The organism is Microbulbifer taiwanensis (assembly GCF_014904815.1).
Taxonomy (GTDB): domain Bacteria; phylum Pseudomonadota; class Gammaproteobacteria; order Pseudomonadales; family Cellvibrionaceae; genus Microbulbifer; species Microbulbifer taiwanensis.
On record NZ_JACZFR010000028.1, the window covers coordinates 60,745 to 80,197 of the forward strand.

A 19,453-nucleotide genomic window follows, 5' to 3' on the forward strand; every position below is an offset into this window, starting at 1 on the left:
AAGTCAGCGGATCAGCGATACCTGCCTTTCATAGGTGTAGGCCTGCAGGCCGAAGTGCCCGTAGGCGTAGGTATAGGTGGCATCTTCCCCGGCGATGCGGCTGGAGTGCACCCCAGCTACAGTGCAATAGCCTGTAGCGCATACGACCTGGTCCGACCAGCTCTTGATCGAGTAGACACGCGCGGCGATAGATTTTCCGTACAGCCAGTCCAGAAAGGGGCTGGATACCGACAGTCCGTTACTCCCACAGGTGCTGTTATAGACATTGAAGGGATAGGTTCCGCAGCTCCACAGACCCCGATAAGCACCGGCGACGCCGACAAATGCATCCACCTGGTCCTGTGCGCCCAATTTGATAATCTGCTGCGCGGCCAGGGTGACGCCCATCGAGTGGCCGATCACATCAATCCTTCCGGTACAGGAGGCGGTTATGGCGTCTGCGATGGCACTGCGAACCGGGTTCTCTTCCGTTCCGCTGTGGTCGTTGCAGGCGGCGCAGCTCTTGGAGCCCCAGCTGGGGCGGTGGATCTGGCTGTTGCTGTAACCCTCGTCCAGCAGTTGTTGGTAGGTATTGTCCCAGTCTGATGGCGCACCGGTATTGCCGTGCACCAGCACCACACTGTCGACACAGGCGGCCCGCACAACGGCAGCAGAAAAAAAGAAAAGCAGGGAGAGCAGGCTACTGACACATACGTCTTTATGGGATAGGAGTTTCATTATTTCTCTCTCGCAGTTACCGCCCGTCACCACTTTCTCCAAGGCGGCATCAATGGTTGAACGCCGACGGCATCGCCCACCCCCGTGGAACGAATCGAGCCACAGCACTCTGGGCCATTGATCGGTGCCGCGCTATACGACTAAAGTTGGAGGATCGCGTCCGTTTCATCCGGAGATTCGAAAAATGGCAAGACTGGTCGGGCTATTCGCTTTCGTAGCGCTGTTGCTCAGCGCCGCCGGCTACCTTTACTTCGCCGGCAAAGAATACGAAATCAGGATTCCAGAGGCGGAAATACAGGCGAGGCTCAGCGAGAAGCTACCGCTTACCAAAACCTACTTCTTTGTCTTCCAGCTGACCCTGGAGGAACCGCGAGTTCACCTGCTCGAGGAGAGCGGCCGTATCGGTGCGGGCCTGGACCTGACATTGAATGTCAAGGTCGGTGGCGAGGGGAAACCGCTGGACGGTTCGGTAGATGCCTCTGGCCGACTGCAGTACGATTCCGGCGAGGGCCAGTTTTACCTGGCGGAGCCGGTAATAGAGCAACTTTCGATACAGGGATTGCCGGGAAAATACGCCGACAGGGCGAAAAAAGTCATCGAACTGGCACTTACCGAGTACTACGCCACCCATCCGATCTACAAATTGAAAGCCGGGGACACAAAGCAGGCCGCGGCCAAGCTGGTACTCAAGAATGTATCCGTCAGCGGCGACGAACTGGTAGTGGTCCTCGGCATCTGAACTACAGGTTCAGCTTCCTGATCAGCCAACTGCTGCTGATCCCCTGCACCAGTAGTGAGAAGAGCACCACCCCAAATACCATCGACTGCACCGTCCACCAGTAGGGCAATTCCGTCGGCAGCGACAGTACCAGCGCCACCGCGATTACGCCGCGCAGTCCGCCCCAGCCCATGATCAACCGCCAGGCTTTCGGAATCGGCGGGCCGACGAAATGTGCCAGCGGCGCCATCAGGAATATGGCCATGGCGCGGGCGCCGACGGCAGCGACAATGGCGATCAGCATCGCCAGCCACTGGTGCCTGAACATTTCAAAAGTGATCGTCAGCCCCATAATCACGAAGATCAACGCCGTGAACAGCAGGCCCAGCCAGTCCCAGGTGGGCTCGGCATGCGCAAGGTAGGTTTCGCTCTGTTCGCGCAGGCAGGCGCGGGCCACTATGGCACAGGTCATCACCGACATGATGCCGGAGACATGTACAACATGTTCGGCAAGGTAGAAACTGCCGAAAGCCGCCAGCACCAGTGTCATCAATCCGGCGCCGGCGGAGCGCAGGAAGAGCACCACAATTGCGGTAACCAGCCCGCACAGCAGCCCCGTCGCCACTCCACCGAAAAAAGTCACGGCAAAATACAGGGCGACGTTGCCGGCACCGATAAGCGGCTCCCCGGTTTCGGCACCGCCCTCCATCACACTGTGGCTGGCCACGCCCAATACCAGCGTGAAAAGCACCACCGCCGCCGCGTCGTTGAACAGGCTCTCCCCTTCCACCAGGGTCAGCAGATCCTCACCCGTATCGCCCTGGCGCAACCTGGAGACCACCGATACCGGATCCGTTGCTGCCAGTATCGCACCGGTCAACAGCGCCGCTATCCAGGGAAAGCCGGTGGGGTGGCTGATACCGAAATAGGAGAGCAGCGCGATGATCAGTGCACAGACGACGACGCCAAGGGTGGAAAAAAGGCAAATTGGTCCCAGCCAGCGCTTCAATAACCGCGGTTCAATCTGCCAGGCGGCCTCGAAGATAAGCACCGGCAGTATCACGAAGAACACCAGCTGGTGCAGGTTTTCCGCACGCAACCCTGTATCGTAGTCGAGCACCGGCAATAGCATGCCGGCGAGCACGCCGGCGATCAGGCAGCCGAGTGTATTGTCGGTGCGCAGTATCCGGGCCAGGGCCAGGCCGACCACCGCGGCCACAGCCATATAGAGCCCCTGCCCCACCAGGGTGGTTACGCCTTCCATTTACCCCTCTCCGCTGTCAGTCGCAATCACCGACTTCGACTTCACATCCGGCACCAGTGCGCTCAACGGCACCGCCATACCGCGCTCGTCGATCACCTCCACATGGTGGCGACGCAGCTGGCGCGGTTCCGTCACGCCACAGGAATGGGCGATGGTACCCACCTCATACACCAGGTTGTGCGCGTAATTGTAGACACGCTCGGCCTTGTCCAGCGGATCCAGCCCCTGCTGCAGGTCCGGGTTGTGAGTAGTGACACCAGTTGGGCAGGTATTTCTGTTGCACTGCATCGCCTGGATACAGCCGAGCGCAAACATAAAGCCGCGCCCGCAGTTCACGAAGTCGGCGCCCATCGCCAGGGCCCAGGCCACCATCGATGGCGTCAGCAGTTTGCCGGCGCAGATTACTTTGACCCTGTTGCGCAGGCCGTACTCCTCCAGCAGATCCACCACCAGCGGCAGGCTGCGGTTGATCGGCAGCCCCATGTAATCCATCAGGCTCTGCGGCGCCGCGCCACTACCGCCGTCGGCGCTGTCGATGGTGATAAAGTCGGGCGCGAATTCCTTCCCGCGCCGCTCTACCGACTCGCACAATTCGTGCAGCCAACCGGTGTTGCCCACTACCGTCTTGAAACCGGTGGGTTTGCCGGTGACCTGGCGTATGCGGTGCAGCATATCCAGCAGGCCGTCCACGTTGTTGAATTCCGGGTGGCCGTTGGGGCTGATGGAGTCCAGTCCCTTCGGTATGCCGCGCACCCGCGCGATTTCCTCGGTGACCTTGATCCCCGGCAGTATGCCGCCCTTGCCCGGCTTGGCACCTTGGGACAGTTTCAGCTCGAACATCTTCACCTGCGGGTGATCCGCCACCTCGCGGAGCTTGTCGTCCGACAGCATGCCCTCGGTATCGCGCACCCCGTACTTGGCCGTACCTATCTGGAAGACGATATCGCAGCCGCCAACCAGGTGGTGCGCCGACAGGCCGCCCTCACCGGAGTTCAACCAGATGCCGGCCTGGGCCGCACCTCTCGACAGCGCAGTAACCGCCGGCACCGACAGGGCGCCGAAGCTCATGCCGGAAATATTGAAAATGGAACTGGTGGTATAGGGTTCCCGCGCATAGCCGTCGCCGACGGTAACCTCCCGCGGCGGCACGGCATCCTTCTCCAGGGTCGGGAAGGGGTGATTCAGGAAGATCACATCGCCGGGCTGGTTCAGGGGCCGCGTGGAACCGAAGGCCAGGGTGGAATCTACATTCTTGGCGGCGCGGTAGACCCAGCTGCGCTGGGCGCGGTTGAAGGGCATTTCCTCCCGGTCGAGGGAGAAAAAGTACTGGCGGAAGAATTCTCCCAGGTGCTCAAAGGTATAGCGGAAGCGCCCCAGCACCGGGAAGTTGCGCCGAATGGCCTGCTTGGTCTGGCTGACATCCGAGAGGTACAGGTAGAGTACATAGAGCACCAGCAGCACCAGCGCAAAGGCAAACAGCAGTGCGAATACCTGCAGTACCTGCACCGCAAAATTGCGGATAGCGGCTACCGCCTCAAGATCCATCTCTCAATTTCCTTACTTTGCTAGGGTCTACCCGACCGGGTCTAATTATATGCCCTTGCCGGAAGGCTTGCACGGAGGCGTCGAGTCACCATAAACTGTATATTTATACAGGTGCCGAGACGACGGTTTGGCCAACGAAGATCCCGACAGCCCCGCCCGCATACACAAGGGCCGCGGTGCCGCCAGCAACCTGGCCGGGCGCTTCGTGCCGTATGTCAGCTCCCGCGAGAGCGACGGCTGGCAGACCGAAGAGGAGCCACTGGAGCGGCTGTTGACCGAGGCGATAGAGGAAAAAGCCAAAACCATTATCAGCAGCAATAGCTCGCCGGATCTGCCGTTCAGCCAGTCGATCAATGCCTATCGTGGATGTGAGCATGGGTGCGTCTACTGCTACGCGCGCCCCAGCCACGCCTATATGGACCTGTCGCCGGGCCTGGATTTCGAGAGCCGGATTTTCTTCAAGCCCAACGCCGCGGATCTATTGGAGAAAGCGCTGCGCAAACCCAGCTATCGGTGCAGCCCCATTGCGATGGGCACCAACACGGATCCCTACCAGCCGCTGGAGAAAGACAAGCGGATCACCCGCCAGCTGCTCGAGGTGATGCAGCGTTTCAACCAACCGGTGACCATTGTCACCAAGAGCCAGCTGATACTGCGCGATCTGCCGATACTGGCGGAGATGGCACAGGACGGACTGGCGCAGGTGGCTATCAGCGTGACGACGCTCGACAAGGAGCTAAAGAGAAAGCTGGAGCCGCGCACCGCCGGACCCGCGGCGCGGCTGCGCACCATCGAGCAATTCAGCCGGGCCGGTGTCCCCACCGCGGTCCTGGCGGCACCGATGATTCCGGCACTGAACGACTGCGAGCTTGAAGCCATCCTCGAGGCATCCAGGAATGCCGGCGCCGATCACGCGGCCTATATACTGCTGCGCCTGCCCCACGAGGTGGCGCCGCTATTTCGCCAGTGGCTGGCCGCCCACTATCCGCAAAGGGCCGAACACGTGATGAGCCTGGTGCAGCAGAGCCGCGGCGGGCGCGACTACCGGAGTGATTTTGCCCAGCGCCAGACCGGCACAGGCGTCTTCGCACAGCTGTTGCGGCAGCGCTTTCGCGTCGCGATTGGCAAGCTGGGGCTGAACCGGCGCGAGCTGAAACTGGACTGCAGCCGTTTCCGGCCACCGCCCCAGCCCGGCGACCAGCAATCCCTCTTTTAGCCCCGGGTCCTGTAGGGTGCGCCCCGCGTACCAAAAGCCGCTTTTATACTGGCAACCGACCAGCTCGGCGGGCACTGCCGCTTTAAGTGGGCGACATGAAATTGACCAACAACACCAGGCAAGACTGTTGCGCTACTTCAGCCTTCCTTATCTGATACTTCCAGCTCCGCGAGCATACGCTGTAAGCGCTCGGCCTCGGGCCTGCCATCCAGATCCATTAATAGCGGCGTTGCCACCTCGGCAAAATAATCAGCATCGTTCAGCCGATACAGCTCCACAGCCAGCTCGAACGCAATAGCTGTCTCCCGGGGAGCGCGGAAATAGGCCTGCTCCAGCATTTCCGTATACTTCTCCCGCGGATAGCCAAGCATCTTCATCGCAAGCGCGAGGCCATACCAGTGTGTCGCGCCCGTATCGTTATTGTTGACCAAATAAACAAATTGATCCCGGATATCCCTCAGGACAGCCTTGTCTCTCTGTTGAGTCTTTCGGTGCAACTGCCGATACAACTGCAGCCAGGCCCAGGGCGACCGGAACCAGATACTCTCCCGCTGTGCTTGCGGTATGGTCGCCAACAGCTGTTCAGCGCTATCCAGCTCGCCTGCACCAATCTTCGCTTCGGCCAGACTGGCCTTCAATTGCGCGATTTCACCGCCCTTCTCCGAAACCTCTTGCAGAATCGAGCTGAGCTGTTCGGTCCGACGGGGCACATTGGCGAGGTACTGTGCTATTTCCTTGATCGCCTGGGGTTTGGACAGCAAATCCACCTTAATCGCGGGTGCCTCATAGTCCTGTGGCATGGCCGACGAGCGCACCGGGAATTTACCGTGAAATTGCTGGCGATACACTGCCTCTATATCGGCAATCGGCATCGACAGCGCCGATTCAAGCGCCTTGACCGGATCGGCCCCCTGTTGATACATACGCAGATACTCGCCGAACTCATCTGCCTTGCCACTGCTCAAAAGCAGCCAGTGCGCCAACATCCAGCCGCTGGCGTAGAGGCGGACGCGATCGCGCTTGCGCGCCTCTTTGGCGGTCAGCCGCAGCAGCTGTTCCAGCGGCATGGGGCGCATATTGAGCAGTGTCGCGGCACGACTCGCCGGCGGCGTGCCTATCTGGAATCGGTCGTCATCGGTAAAGCTGAGGGTGGACAACAACTCCGCAAAACCTTCACTGTACCAGTAGGGATATCGCTGGGTTCCCCGGCTGTATGTCAGAAAGTGCGTGTATTCATGGAACAGAAACTCTCGCGCCGGATGTATTGCATAGACGCCGCGACCGTCCAAATTGAGCAGTGCATAGCTGCCGACCGGCGTATTGTTGTAGACACCGCTGGTATTCAGCGACATCTTGTTGCCGACCATAGCCCCGTAACTGGCGCGATCGGCTGCGGCGATAATCGTCAGTTTCTGCGAATCCCCAGACAGTTGCAGCAGCCCGAGCGCCGCCACACGGAAGCCCTCCAACTCCCGCGCAAGTTTTTCCACCTCCATTGAATCGCCATTGGAAATAATACGGAAATTCGGTGAATCCGCTTGATACCAGCGGGAATCCACCAATCGCTCGGCATCCGCTGCAGTCACTGGCGGCATAAAAAAAACACCACCAAACAATAAAATTAAACAACGGATTTTTAACAATTTATAATTTTTGTACAACATACACTCAAAAAGATCCCTCACTGTCATCAAACCCCTCGTTGCCAGCCCGTCAACCCGCTGAACTACACTTGAAAAATAAATTTCTTGCAAATGAAATAGACCAACCAAGATACCGGGAGTGCCAGCACACAGAATAAGGTTAACATTTTTCTAAAATTTCCGGACTCCGCTCTAGGAAGCCCAAGAATCATGAGCCACAACCACGCAAACAGAGAAAAAACACCCAAGTAAAGCGGATCAAACCATGCCGCCCCTACCCCGACAGAGACACCCAAAAGCACAAATAAAAAAGCAAATCTTATAGAATTGGATCGAAGCATTTACTCATACCCATAAACAGCAATCTGAGCCGCCCTCTCAAGAGTAATTCGACCTTGTCCTATGCCGTAGATTACATCTCCAACTACCGCCAGAGCACCTAGTAGCGCCAATACAATTCCTGTAGTCACTCTTCCTATCACACGTGACACGCTGCAACTATGCGCATTGCCATATACAAACTCGACTACCCTTCTAGCCCCTTAACCAACAAACTCCGATGCCTTTCTGCCTGAGAGATAACTGCATCAATAACACGCTATTCGTTGCTATCTTGATTAAACTCGCCACATCTAACAGCCCAGTTTATATCCACAGATATCGAAGATCTCTATTAATTAGTGGGCACCCTATTTATTACGGCAAATGTAAAGTCCATCAGGGCCGCACTGGAATCGATATGAGGCCGTAAATTCCTGTAAACTTTAAGGATTAGCCGCGCCAATATTACGGGGTTTGGGCAGTAAACCCCACTTTAATCACTGGCGCCTTTCAATCCCGCGGCATGGCAGACGAGCGCAACGGAAATTCACCGTGAAATTTTTTACTATACACATCGGCAATAAAAATAGAGAAAAACCTTTCAAGCGTTTTAAACAGATCGCCCCTGTTGGCTCGAGAATCATTTCGTCGTAATAGCCATTAAAACAATAACCAGCATAGTGACAACAAAAGACCCAATCACGACAACATCAACAACTCTATCCCTCACCAGGGACTTATCATCATCGTTGCAAAACTTTTCAACAACACTAACATACCTACCATTTCTCTCAAATAAAACTATATTAACAACACAAATTCCGACCACAATAAAAAAACCAACCCACTTATTTAAAGTCGCCAACCAATCCAACTCAGACAAACCAGTAAACAACAATAGAAAACAGATTAGCAAAACATTCTGAACTAACACAAAACTCAAAATAATTGCTGCAGAAATATGCGTATCTGACCTCCCTCCTTCAACACGCTCACTCCACCTATACATACGATAATAAACCAACTCGTATAACCAAACTATTTTTGACATGCGAATCTCCGAAAGCCCAGGACATCAATTTCCATTATTATTCCAGTCGCCACCATTGGCTACATCAACGGAAAAATAGCTCAAACTCGCAATTGTACCAACCGGCCACGCCAAGCCTACGACCGCCATACCAATATCAACAAAACCTTTACCGATACCCTCTGAGTCCCCGGAATTATAGGAACTGGCAATATTTGACCCGGAAATTGCAACAGATCCAACAAGGGAGATTTTTCCCGCAGCTTTTATCATGTTTGCTGTTTTAAGAACACGAGTCCGACCACCCGTGTATTGATTTCCACCCCATGTCGGAGAATATGTCTTACCGTTCTTTCCCCGCCAATATCCTTCGCTGTCAACGAAGTATTTTTGACCAAAGTCTGACACAAACCCTGTTGTCCCAAGGAAAATAGACATCGAGGATATAACTCTACCCGAACTTGGATCAGCCGTGACTATAACTTCTTCATTATAAGTAGTTCCGGTGGGGGTGGTATTCTTCTGCTCATTCGCCTCGTCCGGGTCCCCAGTAGCCCCCCCCCCATTACCAGCAATATCCTCTCCTGGGCTCCCTACCGATTTATCTGGCACCTGAGACTGGTAGTCACTTATTACCGATTGTACAAACTCTGGACTCGATGGGCGAACGCCGGTCACACAAACGTCCGCATTGCAACCGAGACTTTCCATGTTGCCATATTGGGACAGCCATCCGCCGGAATTTCGGAGATTGTCTCCAGTAACGTAGTCAGTAAATTTCTGCCGGACAGTCATATAACCACTGGGGTCAGTGAAAGACAGAGGGTTATTCAACACATAGCTGTATCGGTTCCAACTCTGGCTGTTAGCCGGAGCCTGAACAAACGGATCCGGACTCAGGAAGCGCCCAAGCTGCGGATCGTAAACACGCCCGTTCATATGGATAAGGCCGGTGCGGTCCAGATGCTCGTGTCCGGTAAAGCCGCGCCTGGTGGTCAGCCCCTGGGTACTGAGCAGTTCCTCCAATTCCTGCGCCTGGATTTCACCCTGCCAGTCGGCGCTCCTGCGCTGGCCGAAGGCATCGAATGCGGTATCCAGGATGATATTGCCCGCCTCGTCCGTGACCTTCTCGATGGAACCGAGGTGATCGCGGTGCAAATACTCCAGCGTGCCGACAGTGACACCGGTCAGGTCAGTGGCGGCGACATGGAGGACACTGCTGTCGATACGGGTCTTCTGGATACGCTGGTAGTCCGGATCATTGGCGGGCAGAAGATCCTCGAACTTACCGACAATAAAGGCTTTTTCCGTGTGCAGTGTCTGTTCGGCCTCATCCCACCAGCTCGTCTCACGGTAGAAACGCTGGCCATTGGGGCCGTACTGGAAGCGATCCCTGGCCGTCGGCTTCAGGGTAGACTGGCTGTCGCCCACGGTGATTTCTGTCGGCAGCTGCCGGGCATTCCAGGTGATCCATTTGTCATCGCCACTTGCCGCATCATAGTAGGTGATGGCGCCATTGGCATCGTAGTAGAGGTCGTGCGCCACGCCGCCGATTGCGGCCTGGCTGACCGCATTCGGCCCGGCACTGCCGCCCTGGCCATACTGATAGCCGGTGACATTGGTATCTCCCGGATGGCTGCTGGTCTTGGCCAGGATATTACCCAGCTTGTCATACTGGGTTGTCAGCGTCCGCTGCACCGCGCCGTCCAGCGCGGTCTGTGCACTGACCAGGCGATTCAGGGCGTCGTAGCTAAAGGACTCCCGCTTGCTGACGGCGCCATCGTTGACCAGACGGCTCTCCAGTGTGCCATTCGAGCGCCACAGGTACTGGTTGTCCTGGATCTGGCTAGCCCCCGCGGTGGCTATGGATTCCAGGTGGCCTGTATCGGCATTGTAACTGCGGTTGCTCACCACGCTGTTGCCGTACACCTCCTCCTCTACATCACCGAAGGCGTTGACCGTATTAAAGGTCTTGAGCGGATTGGTGCCATCGGTAATTTCGTAGAGATACCCCTGGCTGTTGTACTGGTAGTGAGCTTCAATGCCGCTCGGGTAGGCCACGTAGCTGAGACGCCCATTGCCGTCATAACCGTAGCCGTGCTGGTAACTGCGACTTTCGCCTCCGGCCAGGAGGCTGGTAGTCGTGCCGCTCAGTTTGCCGCCGGTATAGCTGAAGTCCTCCTGGAATACCTGCGACCCACCTTCCGTATAGCTGCGGCTGGCCAACTGGCCGATTGCGCCTGCGGGATCGTATTCCCAGCCGGCGACACCATCTGCGTCCGTCTGCTCCAACAGACGCCCCAGCTTGTCGTACTGGTAGCTGATCATCTGTCCCTTGTTGTCCGACTGGCCGACGAGCTGGCCGAGGGCGTCGTAAACGGTGGTTACAGCGCCCAGGTTCGGGTCGGTCAGCCCGGTACGGTTGCCGGCCACATCGTATACAAAGGTCGATTCGGTATCCGGGTCGCCGTTTACCAGTACGGATTGCACCAATCCCATACCGTCGTACTCAAAGGTGGTGGCGACTTCCTCACTGCTACCTTCGGCGTCAACCGTTTTGACCAGGTCCCCCATCAGGTTGTAGAAGCTGCTCTTTGCCTGGGTTTCCTGGAAGGCCCCGACGGCATCGTGCACATCCTCCTCAACGGTAACCTGTACCTGGTTGCTTGCCGCAAGCGGCGAATAGCTGGTGCGTATCTCGCCATCGCCCGCTTTCTGTATGCGCACGACACGATTGCGAATATCGTATTCATAGATATTCAGCGGCTTGTACTCGCCGGCGAAGTAGGGCGCAGTCTCGAGGTACAGGCGTCCCGCAGTATCGTAGTTGTATTCGCGGCGGGAATCGGTGCTGCCGTCGAACGACTCAGTGTCCTGCTGTACCAGGCGCCCGAGCATGTCGTAGTAGCGCTCTACCGTAGGTGTAATCGCCGAACTGGTGCTCACCCGGTATGAAGCCAGCATATTCCCGTATACGGGGCAAACCCCGCCGGCACAGAAATCATAGCTGGTATTGAATACAACGCCGTCGGTATTGGTGCGCTGGACCTCTCGCCCAAACGGGTCGTACTCGATATTTGTAGAGCGGCTGTTGGCATCGGTTACCGTGGAAGGTTTGCCGAAGCGAGGGTCGTAGCTGACACCGATAGACTGCCCCAGGGCATTGGTAAAAGTACCAGGGTAGCGCTTGTCACTGTAACTGTCGGCAAGCGAAGTGCGGCTCTCGATATTGGCACCCGCAGTGGACTCGCTCAACAGGTTGCCAGTGGCATCGTAGTCATAGGTAATCGTCAGTTCATTCTCTGGATCGCCGGGGAAGCGCGTGACACTAGCGACCCTGCTACTGTTCCCAAACGGGGTGGCGACAAGGGTCTGCACTCGATCCGGCGAGGCGCCGATGTCACCATCGAAGTAACTCGCTTCCTTGCCGCTGGAAAAGCCGACTATCCAGGGGGTTGTTCTGTTGTTATAGGTGATCGCTGTTTCCGAGCTGCGTTTCACACCGCTCATCGCTGCCGGAGCGACCTCCCCCCAGTAACTTTGCGCACCTGAGTAGCTTGCACCGGTCGCAAGCTTGGTGGTGTGCACTTCTCCACTGATAAGCTCGCCAAATGTGCCACTGCCTACGGCAATCTGGTTTGCATCCAGGCGATAACCGATTACTTGGTTATTTTCAAGAATTGTCTGGAGCTGTTGCTGCAGATAGGGGTGGTAAGTTGAGCCACTACCCACGTCCAGCACCTCCGCCTGATGCAGGAACTGCTGCTGGGTCAGTACTTGCAGGTTATCGTCAAAGTTACCTTCATACTGCTGCAGGCGGGCTACCTTGCCGAAATGCGGGAAGTCCTGACGGAACTGCCTGTAGGTCACAACGCCGGTTTCGACATCGTAGATCTTTTGCGCATAATAGCCGAGAAAGCCCCAGTGGTTATCGCTCATCAGGCCAGTGCCCTGATAGCTGTATCGGGTAACATGCCAACCATCCGCATAGCCATTTGACCGGTGTAATTCGCTCACCACGCAGCGGTATTCACCGTTCACCGGTGCCAGCGGACTGGCTCCCGACGGGAGAATGCCTTCGCCGAAGGGGCGCTCACTGAACAATCCTTCCGTAGAGTTTTCACGGATCATGGTGTGGTAGAAACGGGTGCTCTTACCCAGACCATCGGTCACTTCACCCACGCCGGTCTTGATATCAATCGGGTTGGAGCCCTCGGGTTCAAGCCAACTGAATTCAAGCGGATTTAGGCACTCGCTGACCAAACCAGTTTTATCGTAGCCACAAAGCTGTACCTGCTTCAGGCGCCGATACTCTTCGGTTGCCGCCTCAGTGATAAGCCGGTATCCGCGAAGCAGCTTACCATCCAGGGATACGTTGATATGGTGCAGCAATACCAGCTGCTCCTGTTCGATCTCTCCGGCTTCCAGGGGCTGGGGCGGTGCATCGCTGCGGGTTCCGTATGCAAACTCTATCCTGGCATCGCCGCTATTGCCGTAGACAATCTCCAGTGGGTAGTTGATCCCCTCCACGGTATCCCGGTGATAGCGGTAGGTCATCGTATTGCCGAAGGCGTCGGTGACCTTGTTCAAGCTCCAGCCAAAGTGGACGGAGTCACCCGCCTTGAGCCGGCTGTCCTGGCTGTTACCGTATTCCTGAACCCGACCACTAGGCGTCGCTACCTGGAACCATTTTTTACCACTGGTCTCCTTGAGCTCGATCAAATTGAAGCTGTCGCGCAATGTGCGATAGCGCGCACCCGCCTGCCAGTGAGTACCTGAGACAAGCACCAGGGGTTCACCATCGAGGCACAGGGAGTCTGTGGAATCCAGTTGAATGGAGTCTGTGTCGGGGCGATTTTTGACACAGCGGCGTATAGCGCTGAAGCCGGTCAGCCTCCAGCCATAGCCCAGAATATCTTCCGGCAGCACTTCATTGTTGCGCTCCCGGTAGCGCGCACCCGAGTAATGAACTCCGATCTCCGGCATCAGGCCGTTAACACCGGGAGCCACCTGCACTGGCACGGAAACGACAGCATCGCCTTGATCAGTCACTTCAGCGCTGTAACCAATAGCGCCGGGGCTGGTCGCCGGCGCCAAGCTGACCGCCGGCACAATACCATCCAGGTTGTGTACGTCGATCCAGGGACTGGTCGTCCAGGAAGGGTAGCAGGCATCGTCATTACATGCGCGCACGCGATATCTGTATTTATCCGCAACGTCGCCACGGGCTTCATGAGTTTGACTCAATGGATTCGGGAGCTGAACAGAGTGCCAGCCTTCGTAACCACAAGTAGTCATACCGGTCTTACATTCTCTTTCCAGTTCGAAAGAAGTAACAATTCCGGAAGGCATATTCCATTCGATATCGTAATCGCCGAAATCACTCTCTTCCGGCAGATTTTGGAACTGAGTTTGTCCGGGTGGCGACAATGGGATATTTACGGGTACAGATTTTGTCGGAGACCAATTGCCACATCCACGACCATTGCAGGCTCGGGCCTGAAAGCTATAAGTACCTTCCGTACCTTCTGGCAGGCTGATGTCTTTCTTAGTGTTTAAGCCAAGGTTGGTGATACTGTTATCGCTCTTCGTGCAGCTGGCATCACCCCATGAAGATTTGCCCGGCGCCTTACACTGCAGCTCGTACTTGGTAACTGTATCAAACTGGCCGTTCACAGGGCTCCAGGCGACCTGGAAATCTGCGGCCTGAGTCCCAGAGCCCGGCTGGGTAAAGGTGCTCACAGGGTCCGGCTTACGATTAACGGTTATCGTGGAGGAATAGCGAAAATTACCCCACTGGGTGTACGAACCAATTGTCACATAAGCACGCACACGGTACCGATAAGTGCCATCGGCAAGCTTTCCTGACGTCGGCCTCGATATCGTTCGAGTGCTGGTATTTGCTTGTTTATAAACTTGCGACCAGCTTCCACTATTGTATTGCTGTTGTACTTGGTAGCCGGTGATTTTCGGCGGCGTGGCCGAAGCGCCCCAATTGAAGTTGAACTGACCGTTTCTGTCAGTTAAACCACTTGTTATATTGGAAAAACTCGCGCTAGACGGCGTATTGGGTTTAAAGGCAACATTTACCGTATGAGTATCAGACTGTCTGTCGTCCGGCTCCATACAAGTAGAGCCCATAAATTGCCAACATTTGGTGTAAGCACTGAAGGTAAACGTGTATACCCCAGACTTGTCCGCTGTGAATTCCTTGGAAGTTGTAAGATCGACATTGTAGGTCCCGTAGCTCTCAACACCGTCCCTGGAAATGGACAGCGACCTGCGATACCCACCGCCAGACATGTTGACAGTGAAAGTGCCTGTAGCATTCTCAGTCGGCCCCCAGATATCAACCGCCGCCAAAACATTCGATGCCGCCAGGAAAAGCAGCCCCCCAATTACTGAGCGGACAATACCCCTAAACACGCTATAAACCCCTTTCTTCTTTTTATACGCCAATATTGTTAGTTCAATTCTTAAACACTTATGTGGCGCATTTGTACCAATTCAAGTTAGTGAAGACTAGCTATCACTGGCGCCAGTATCAACGCTTTTCTGAGGCAAAATCAGACTGATCAACCAGCAAGCAAAGCGGTCAATTTTTGCTCATACAGTTGCCTGATCTGCTACATCAAAACAGAATCTGCTGATTCACTGGAAGAAAGGGATATAACACCTGCCCCGCGAAGTGGCACCACGGTTTCGACAGTCGCTAGTGGCTCCACTGATGTAGTTCGCAGCGGAGCTTCTCAAATCCCTCCAGCTAACGGAAAATGGACCCACAGCAACAGTGGAAGCAGTTTCTTGAGCGACTGGTTTGTCTATCTGATCCGCACCAACGGCGGCGCCCTCTATACCGGAATCACCAAGGATGTGCAGCGTCGCTTTGCCGAGCACCGGGACGGCGGCCCCAAGGCGGCCAAGGCGCTGCGCGGGCGCGGCCCACTGAAATTGGAGTTTCATCAGGCGGTGGCGGACAAGTCCGAAGCGTTGAAACTGGAGATGCAAATCAAGAAGTGGTCGAAGGAAAAAAAAGAGGCCCTGATTGCCGGTGGTGTGGGGTTGTCACTCTCGACAAATTGCTCAGGGCCCCAAGGGGATGGGCCGAAATAAACAAAATGGGTTTCGGCGCGCTACAGCTGACTGCTGTTAAAAACGAAATTCTGTTCGGTTTCCGATACAGCCGGGCCGGTAAATGCCAGCGCGGTAATAAAGACCATCGCGGTTGCGAAAATTAAACGCCTGATCATCGTCAACACCTCTCAGTGACGGCGCCTTCGCGGTCCTTCAGCGAACTGCGTGGAAATTTTTTGCCTCAAGTGACACCTGCTCGACACTCTCCAAAGGAGCTTCAGCTTCCTGAAGTCGCATTGCCAGCGCCAATCCCGCATCGACAACCATGGATCTCAGGACATCTGCGGGTAATTCGATGGCCGATCCAATCCGGGCTTTCAACATTTTCATCACTCGACCTCCGGTTCTCGTCGCTGGCGGATAATGTCAGGCAGTGCCGCGGCGAATGCGCCCACGGAAACTGCCGCCGTCAGAGTCAGGTAGGTGTCCAGCGATGTCTCCATGCCTGCGGCAAAGACCACCAGTACACCAATAAAGTAACTGGGAATATTGTTCACGCCGGTAATAAACTTCAGCATTTGTATACTGATGGCCGCGAGGAAGAGTGCCGCTGGCAGCGCCCATATTCCCAGCTCCGGGCTCCACTTGGCCGCCGCAGCCTGGGCGACTATTCCCAGCCCGAGGCCGGTTACTGCGCAGGCGAGATTGTAGGCGCCGTCGCGCAGCGTGGTGCCGCGGGTGTAGTAGGAGGCCCAGCCCGCGAGCGCCACCCACACCGGCAGGTCGGCCAGCAGGCAGAGCGCAGCTGCACCCGCGATCAAAGCCGCAGACAGCGGCGTAAAGGACAGCCTGGAAACTGCTCTGGGTTCCGCGGTAAATTCAGCTCTGTGTTCGCTGGTAACTGCCTGGCCCATGGGCCACCTCCTTTTGAATGTTCGCTTGCACTCGTCAAGCCCTGTTTGCCCAAAAAGGTTTTCGCGTGCCTCGCTGGAATCCGAATCCGGATTCCCGACAACTCCTTTCCGGCCATTGAATTCTGCACCCGGGGCCATTTCACCGGTATCAGATAACTTCACCATCCTTGCCCAAAATTCCAGGCGCACGGGATTTTCTGTGCAGCAGAGAAACCGGGGCTCTAAGTAAATACCGGTCGGTTATATGGATGGTCGGTCTGAGTTTCGCCAAATCGACTGACAGGGTCTGTCAGGAGATGTTTTTTTATAGCTGCTCGGGCAAAATAGCCGCCACCAGCGCCCCTCCGGAGTACCCCTTCATGGATCTGACAATTTCACTTCTGCTGATTTTCTTTGCCGTCGCCCTGCTGGCGGGCTGGGTGGATACCCTGGCCGGCGGCGGGGGCCTTATTACGCTGCCCGCACTGCTGCTCGCCGGAGTCGCGCCGGTCAATGCACTGGCGACCAACAAGAGTCAGGGCGTGATGGGTACCCTGACATCCTCAATCACGCTGTTTATGAAGGGACATCTGCGCGGGCGGGAGCTGATTCCGCTGATGGCCGCCGCGGCAGTCGGCGCCGCCCTCGGTACCTGGCTGGTACAGCGCATGGAAACCGGCTGGTTGAACTGGGTGATACCGCTATTGCTGCTGTGTGTGGCGCTCTATTTCTGGCTGACACCCAACCTGGGCAAAACCGAAGCCCGGGCGCGACAGACGGAAAAGCAGTGGGCGCTCACCTGGGTGCCTACCCTGGGCTTTTACGACGGCGTTTTCGGCCCCGGAACCGGTTCCTTTTACGCGGCCTCCGGCGTCGCCTTCCGCGGCCAGACCCTTGTCGACGCCACCATTCGCGCCAAGTTGCTGAACCTGACCACCAACGTGGCTTCGGTAGCGCTCTTCGCCGCCGGCGGCAAGGTGCTCTGGACCATAGGTGCAGTGATGATGCTGGGACAGGTGATCGGCGCCTATATCGGCAGTCACACGATACTGAATGGCGGTGCCAGGCTGATCCGCCCGCTGGTGATCACCATGTGCGTACTGATGTCCATCAGCCAGATAGCGCAGTATTTTGGCTGGATCAGCTTGAGTTGATCGACTTCGGTCAACCCGGCGAATCTATCAGCCGCGGTTTCATGATCTCAGCCATCCAGGCCATAAATACCTGCACTCTTTTCGGCAGGTGGCGGCGATTGGCGTAGAGCAGGGAAACCGGCATGGGCGCCGGGCGGTACTCGGGCAGTATTTCCTCCAACTCCCCCGACTGCAGATAGGGGTGCACACCGGCCTCCGGTACCTGGATGATGCCGAGACCGGCGATGCAGGCCTCCAGGTAGGCCTCAGTATTGTTGACGGTCACCGCGCCCCGCATCGGCAGCGACAGTTCCTCCTCCGGCCGCTCCGGGTCCACATATTCGAAACCGGCCGGACGCGAACCGAGGGTCAGCACATAGTGCACCAACCGGTGCTCAACCAGGTCGTCCAGCGATTTTGGGGTACCGTGTTCCGCAAGGTACTCGGTGCTGGCACAGCTGACCATGCGGTAGTAACCGAGGGGTCGCGCTATCAGGCTGGAGTCCTCCAGGGTGCCTACCCTCAGCACACAGTCGAAGCCCTCCCGCACCACATCGACAAAGCGGTCAGTGCTGGACAACTCTACCTCCAGGCCCGGATGCTGGCGCAGGAACTCCGGCAGGCGCGGAATCACCACATCGCGGGCTATGGGTAGCGGCATATCCACGCGCAGGCGACCGTGCAGTTCCGAAATATCCTCGCGGAACAGGTTCTGCAGTTCGTCCATATCCGCCAGCAGGTCCTGGCAGCGCTCATAAAAGACCTGGCCGTCCTGGGTCATCTGCACACTGCGGGTGGTGCGGTGCAACAGGCGTGTGCCCAGCAGGCTCTCCAGCTGCTGTATCGCGCTGGAGACACTGGCGCGGGACAGGCCAAGGCCATCCGCCGCCGCGGTAAAGCTGCCCTGCTCTGCCACCCGCAGGTAGATCTGCATGGATTCCAGCAGTTTCATGGACAATCACCAGAATTGATCAGATATTCTAAACAGTCTAGTTAGATTGTAGGCATTTATCCATTTCCAATTGACCAATAAGCTCTCTCCCGTCGATCGAAGACATCCATATGACAAGAGCCGACCACAGGAGCTGACCATGAAACAGAAAATTGCACTGATTACCGGCGGCAGCCGCGGACTGGGCCGCAACACCGCCCTGCAGCTGGCGGACAAGGGCGTAGACGTGATCCTGACCTTCCATAGCCGCGAGGCCGAGGCCAACAGCGTCGTCGCCGAAATCGAACAGCGCGGTGCCCGCGCCGCCGCCCTGCAGCTGGATACCAGCGACGTCACCAGCTTCGCCGGATTCGCCGACCAGCTGCGCCAACTGCTGCAGGACCGCTGGCAGCGCTACCAGTTCGACTACCTGGTCAACAATGCCGGTATCGGCATTCACGCACCTTTCGCGGAAACCGGCGAGGAGCAGTTCGACCAGTTGATGAACATCCACGTGAAGGGCGTCTTTTTCCTGACCCAGAAACTGCTGCCGCTGATTGCGGACGGTGGACGCATCGTCAACCTGTCCAGCGGTCTGGCCCGCTTCGCACTGCCCGGCTATTCCGCCTATGCGGCGATGAAAGGCGCTATTGAAGTACTGAGTCGCTACCTGGCCAAAGAGTTGGGTGAGCGCGGTATCGCGGTGAACGTGGTGGCACCTGGCGCCATTGAAACCGACTTCGGCGATGGCGTGGTGCGCGACAACAAGGAGGTGAATGCCTTTATCGCCTCGCAGACGGCGCTTGGACGCGTGGGCCTGCCGGAGGACATCGGCGGCGTTATCGCCTCGCTGCTATCGGAGGACAACCGCTGGATCAACGCCCAGCGGATCGAGGCCTCCGGGGGTATGTTCCTCTAACAAGCAGTGTGATGGGCCGGAATTCCGGCCCGTTTTTTTACACCGCGAC

The 19,453-nt window shown here is 56.7% G+C and carries 14 protein-coding genes; 5 read left to right on the forward strand and 9 right to left on the reverse strand.

The features are described from left to right. Positions 1 to 3: 3 nt before the first annotated feature. Positions 4 to 717, reverse strand: coding sequence for an alpha/beta fold hydrolase (locus tag IG627_RS10885; protein ID WP_193192391.1), 714 nt, complete (start codon positions 715 to 717; stop codon positions 4 to 6). Positions 718 to 901: 184 nt separating this feature from the next. Between IG627_RS10885 and IG627_RS10890 the strand changes: the two genes are divergently transcribed. Further along, positions 902 to 1,456: a DUF1439 domain-containing protein gene (locus IG627_RS10890; RefSeq protein ID WP_193192392.1), complete on the forward strand. Its 555-nt coding sequence runs from the start codon at positions 902 to 904 to the stop codon at positions 1,454 to 1,456. 1 nt (position 1,457) lies between these two features. Here IG627_RS10890 and IG627_RS10895 read toward each other — a convergent pair whose 3' ends face one another. Next, positions 1,458 to 2,699 carry a cation:proton antiporter gene (locus IG627_RS10895; protein WP_193192393.1) on the reverse strand — a complete coding sequence of 414 codons (1,242 nt, stop codon included), beginning with the start codon at positions 2,697 to 2,699 and terminating at the stop codon, positions 1,458 to 1,460. After that, positions 2,700 to 4,244, reverse strand: coding sequence for an FMN-binding glutamate synthase family protein (locus IG627_RS10900; protein WP_193192394.1), 1,545 nt, complete (start codon positions 4,242 to 4,244; stop codon positions 2,700 to 2,702). 127 nt (positions 4,245 to 4,371) lie between these two features. On the opposite strand from IG627_RS10900, the gene IG627_RS10905 reads away from it, so the two are divergent. Continuing rightward, entirely contained in the window at positions 4,372 to 5,460 is a 1,089-nt protein-coding gene (locus IG627_RS10905) for a PA0069 family radical SAM protein (RefSeq protein ID WP_193192395.1), read from the forward strand. A gap of 137 nt (positions 5,461 to 5,597) precedes the next feature. Here the strand turns inward: IG627_RS10905 and IG627_RS10910 are convergent, their stop codons facing one another. The 3 genes from IG627_RS10910 to IG627_RS10920 form a co-directional block, all read right to left on the reverse strand. After that, entirely contained in the window at positions 5,598 to 7,214 is a 1,617-nt protein-coding gene (locus IG627_RS10910; protein ID WP_193192396.1) for a hypothetical protein, read from the reverse strand. 850 nt (positions 7,215 to 8,064) lie between these two features. Next, positions 8,065 to 8,475 (reverse strand): hypothetical protein, encoded by a 411-nt coding sequence (locus tag IG627_RS10915; protein ID WP_193192397.1) that lies wholly within the window; start codon positions 8,473 to 8,475, stop codon positions 8,065 to 8,067. Positions 8,476 to 8,499: 24 nt separating this feature from the next. Continuing rightward, positions 8,500 to 14,913, reverse strand: a complete 6,414-nt coding sequence (locus tag IG627_RS10920) for an RHS repeat-associated core domain-containing protein (RefSeq protein ID WP_193192398.1) — start codon at positions 14,911 to 14,913, stop codon at positions 8,500 to 8,502. A 345-nt stretch (positions 14,914 to 15,258) separates the two neighbouring features. Between IG627_RS10920 and IG627_RS10925 the strand changes: the two genes are divergently transcribed. Continuing rightward, a complete protein-coding gene (locus tag IG627_RS10925) occupies positions 15,259 to 15,567 on the forward strand; it encodes a GIY-YIG nuclease family protein (RefSeq protein ID WP_193192399.1) in 309 nt (102 codons plus the stop codon). A 174-nt stretch (positions 15,568 to 15,741) separates the two neighbouring features. Here IG627_RS10925 and IG627_RS10930 read toward each other — a convergent pair whose 3' ends face one another. Together IG627_RS10930 and IG627_RS10935 are read right to left on the reverse strand one after the other, a co-directional pair. Beyond that, complete coding sequence (locus IG627_RS10930; protein WP_193192400.1) at positions 15,742 to 15,918, reverse strand: hypothetical protein; 177 nt, start codon at positions 15,916 to 15,918, stop codon at positions 15,742 to 15,744. Beyond that, complete coding sequence (locus tag IG627_RS10935; protein WP_193192401.1) at positions 15,918 to 16,442, reverse strand: DUF1097 domain-containing protein; 525 nt, start codon at positions 16,440 to 16,442, stop codon at positions 15,918 to 15,920. The genes IG627_RS10930 and IG627_RS10935 overlap by 1 nt, the downstream gene beginning before the upstream one ends. Before the next feature lie 359 nt (positions 16,443 to 16,801). Between IG627_RS10935 and IG627_RS10940 the strand changes: the two genes are divergently transcribed. Continuing rightward, on the forward strand, positions 16,802 to 17,575 hold the full coding sequence (locus IG627_RS10940) for a TSUP family transporter (RefSeq protein ID WP_193192402.1): 774 nt from the start codon (positions 16,802 to 16,804) through the stop codon (positions 17,573 to 17,575). A 10-nt stretch (positions 17,576 to 17,585) separates the two neighbouring features. Here IG627_RS10940 and IG627_RS10945 read toward each other — a convergent pair whose 3' ends face one another. Continuing rightward, positions 17,586 to 18,506 (reverse strand): LysR family transcriptional regulator, encoded by a 921-nt coding sequence (locus IG627_RS10945; protein WP_193192403.1) that lies wholly within the window; start codon positions 18,504 to 18,506, stop codon positions 17,586 to 17,588. Between the two features lie 139 nt (positions 18,507 to 18,645). Between IG627_RS10945 and IG627_RS10950 the strand changes: the two genes are divergently transcribed. Continuing rightward, entirely contained in the window at positions 18,646 to 19,404 is a 759-nt protein-coding gene (locus IG627_RS10950; protein WP_193192404.1) for an SDR family NAD(P)-dependent oxidoreductase, read from the forward strand. The last annotated feature ends 49 nt before the right edge of the window (positions 19,405 to 19,453 follow it).

Coding starts and splice junctions, on each gene's coding strand:
- IG627_RS10885 (WP_193192391.1), bottom strand. CDS start 717: ATGAAACTCCTATCCCATAAAGACGTATGTGTCAGTAGCCTGCTCTCC.
- IG627_RS10890 (WP_193192392.1), top strand. CDS start 902: ATGGCAAGACTGGTCGGGCTATTCGCTTTCGTAGCGCTGTTGCTCAGC.
- IG627_RS10895 (WP_193192393.1), bottom strand. CDS start 2,699: ATGGAAGGCGTAACCACCCTGGTGGGGCAGGGGCTCTATATGGCTGTG.
- IG627_RS10900 (WP_193192394.1), bottom strand. CDS start 4,244: ATGGATCTTGAGGCGGTAGCCGCTATCCGCAATTTTGCGGTGCAGGTA.
- IG627_RS10915 (WP_193192397.1), bottom strand. CDS start 8,475: ATGTCAAAAATAGTTTGGTTATACGAGTTGGTTTATTATCGTATGTAT.
- IG627_RS10930 (WP_193192400.1), bottom strand. CDS start 15,918: ATGAAAATGTTGAAAGCCCGGATTGGATCGGCCATCGAATTACCCGCA.
- IG627_RS10935 (WP_193192401.1), bottom strand. CDS start 16,442: ATGGGCCAGGCAGTTACCAGCGAACACAGAGCTGAATTTACCGCGGAA.
- IG627_RS10940 (WP_193192402.1), top strand. CDS start 16,802: ATGGATCTGACAATTTCACTTCTGCTGATTTTCTTTGCCGTCGCCCTG.
- IG627_RS10945 (WP_193192403.1), bottom strand. CDS start 18,506: ATGAAACTGCTGGAATCCATGCAGATCTACCTGCGGGTGGCAGAGCAG.
- IG627_RS10950 (WP_193192404.1), top strand. CDS start 18,646: ATGAAACAGAAAATTGCACTGATTACCGGCGGCAGCCGCGGACTGGGC.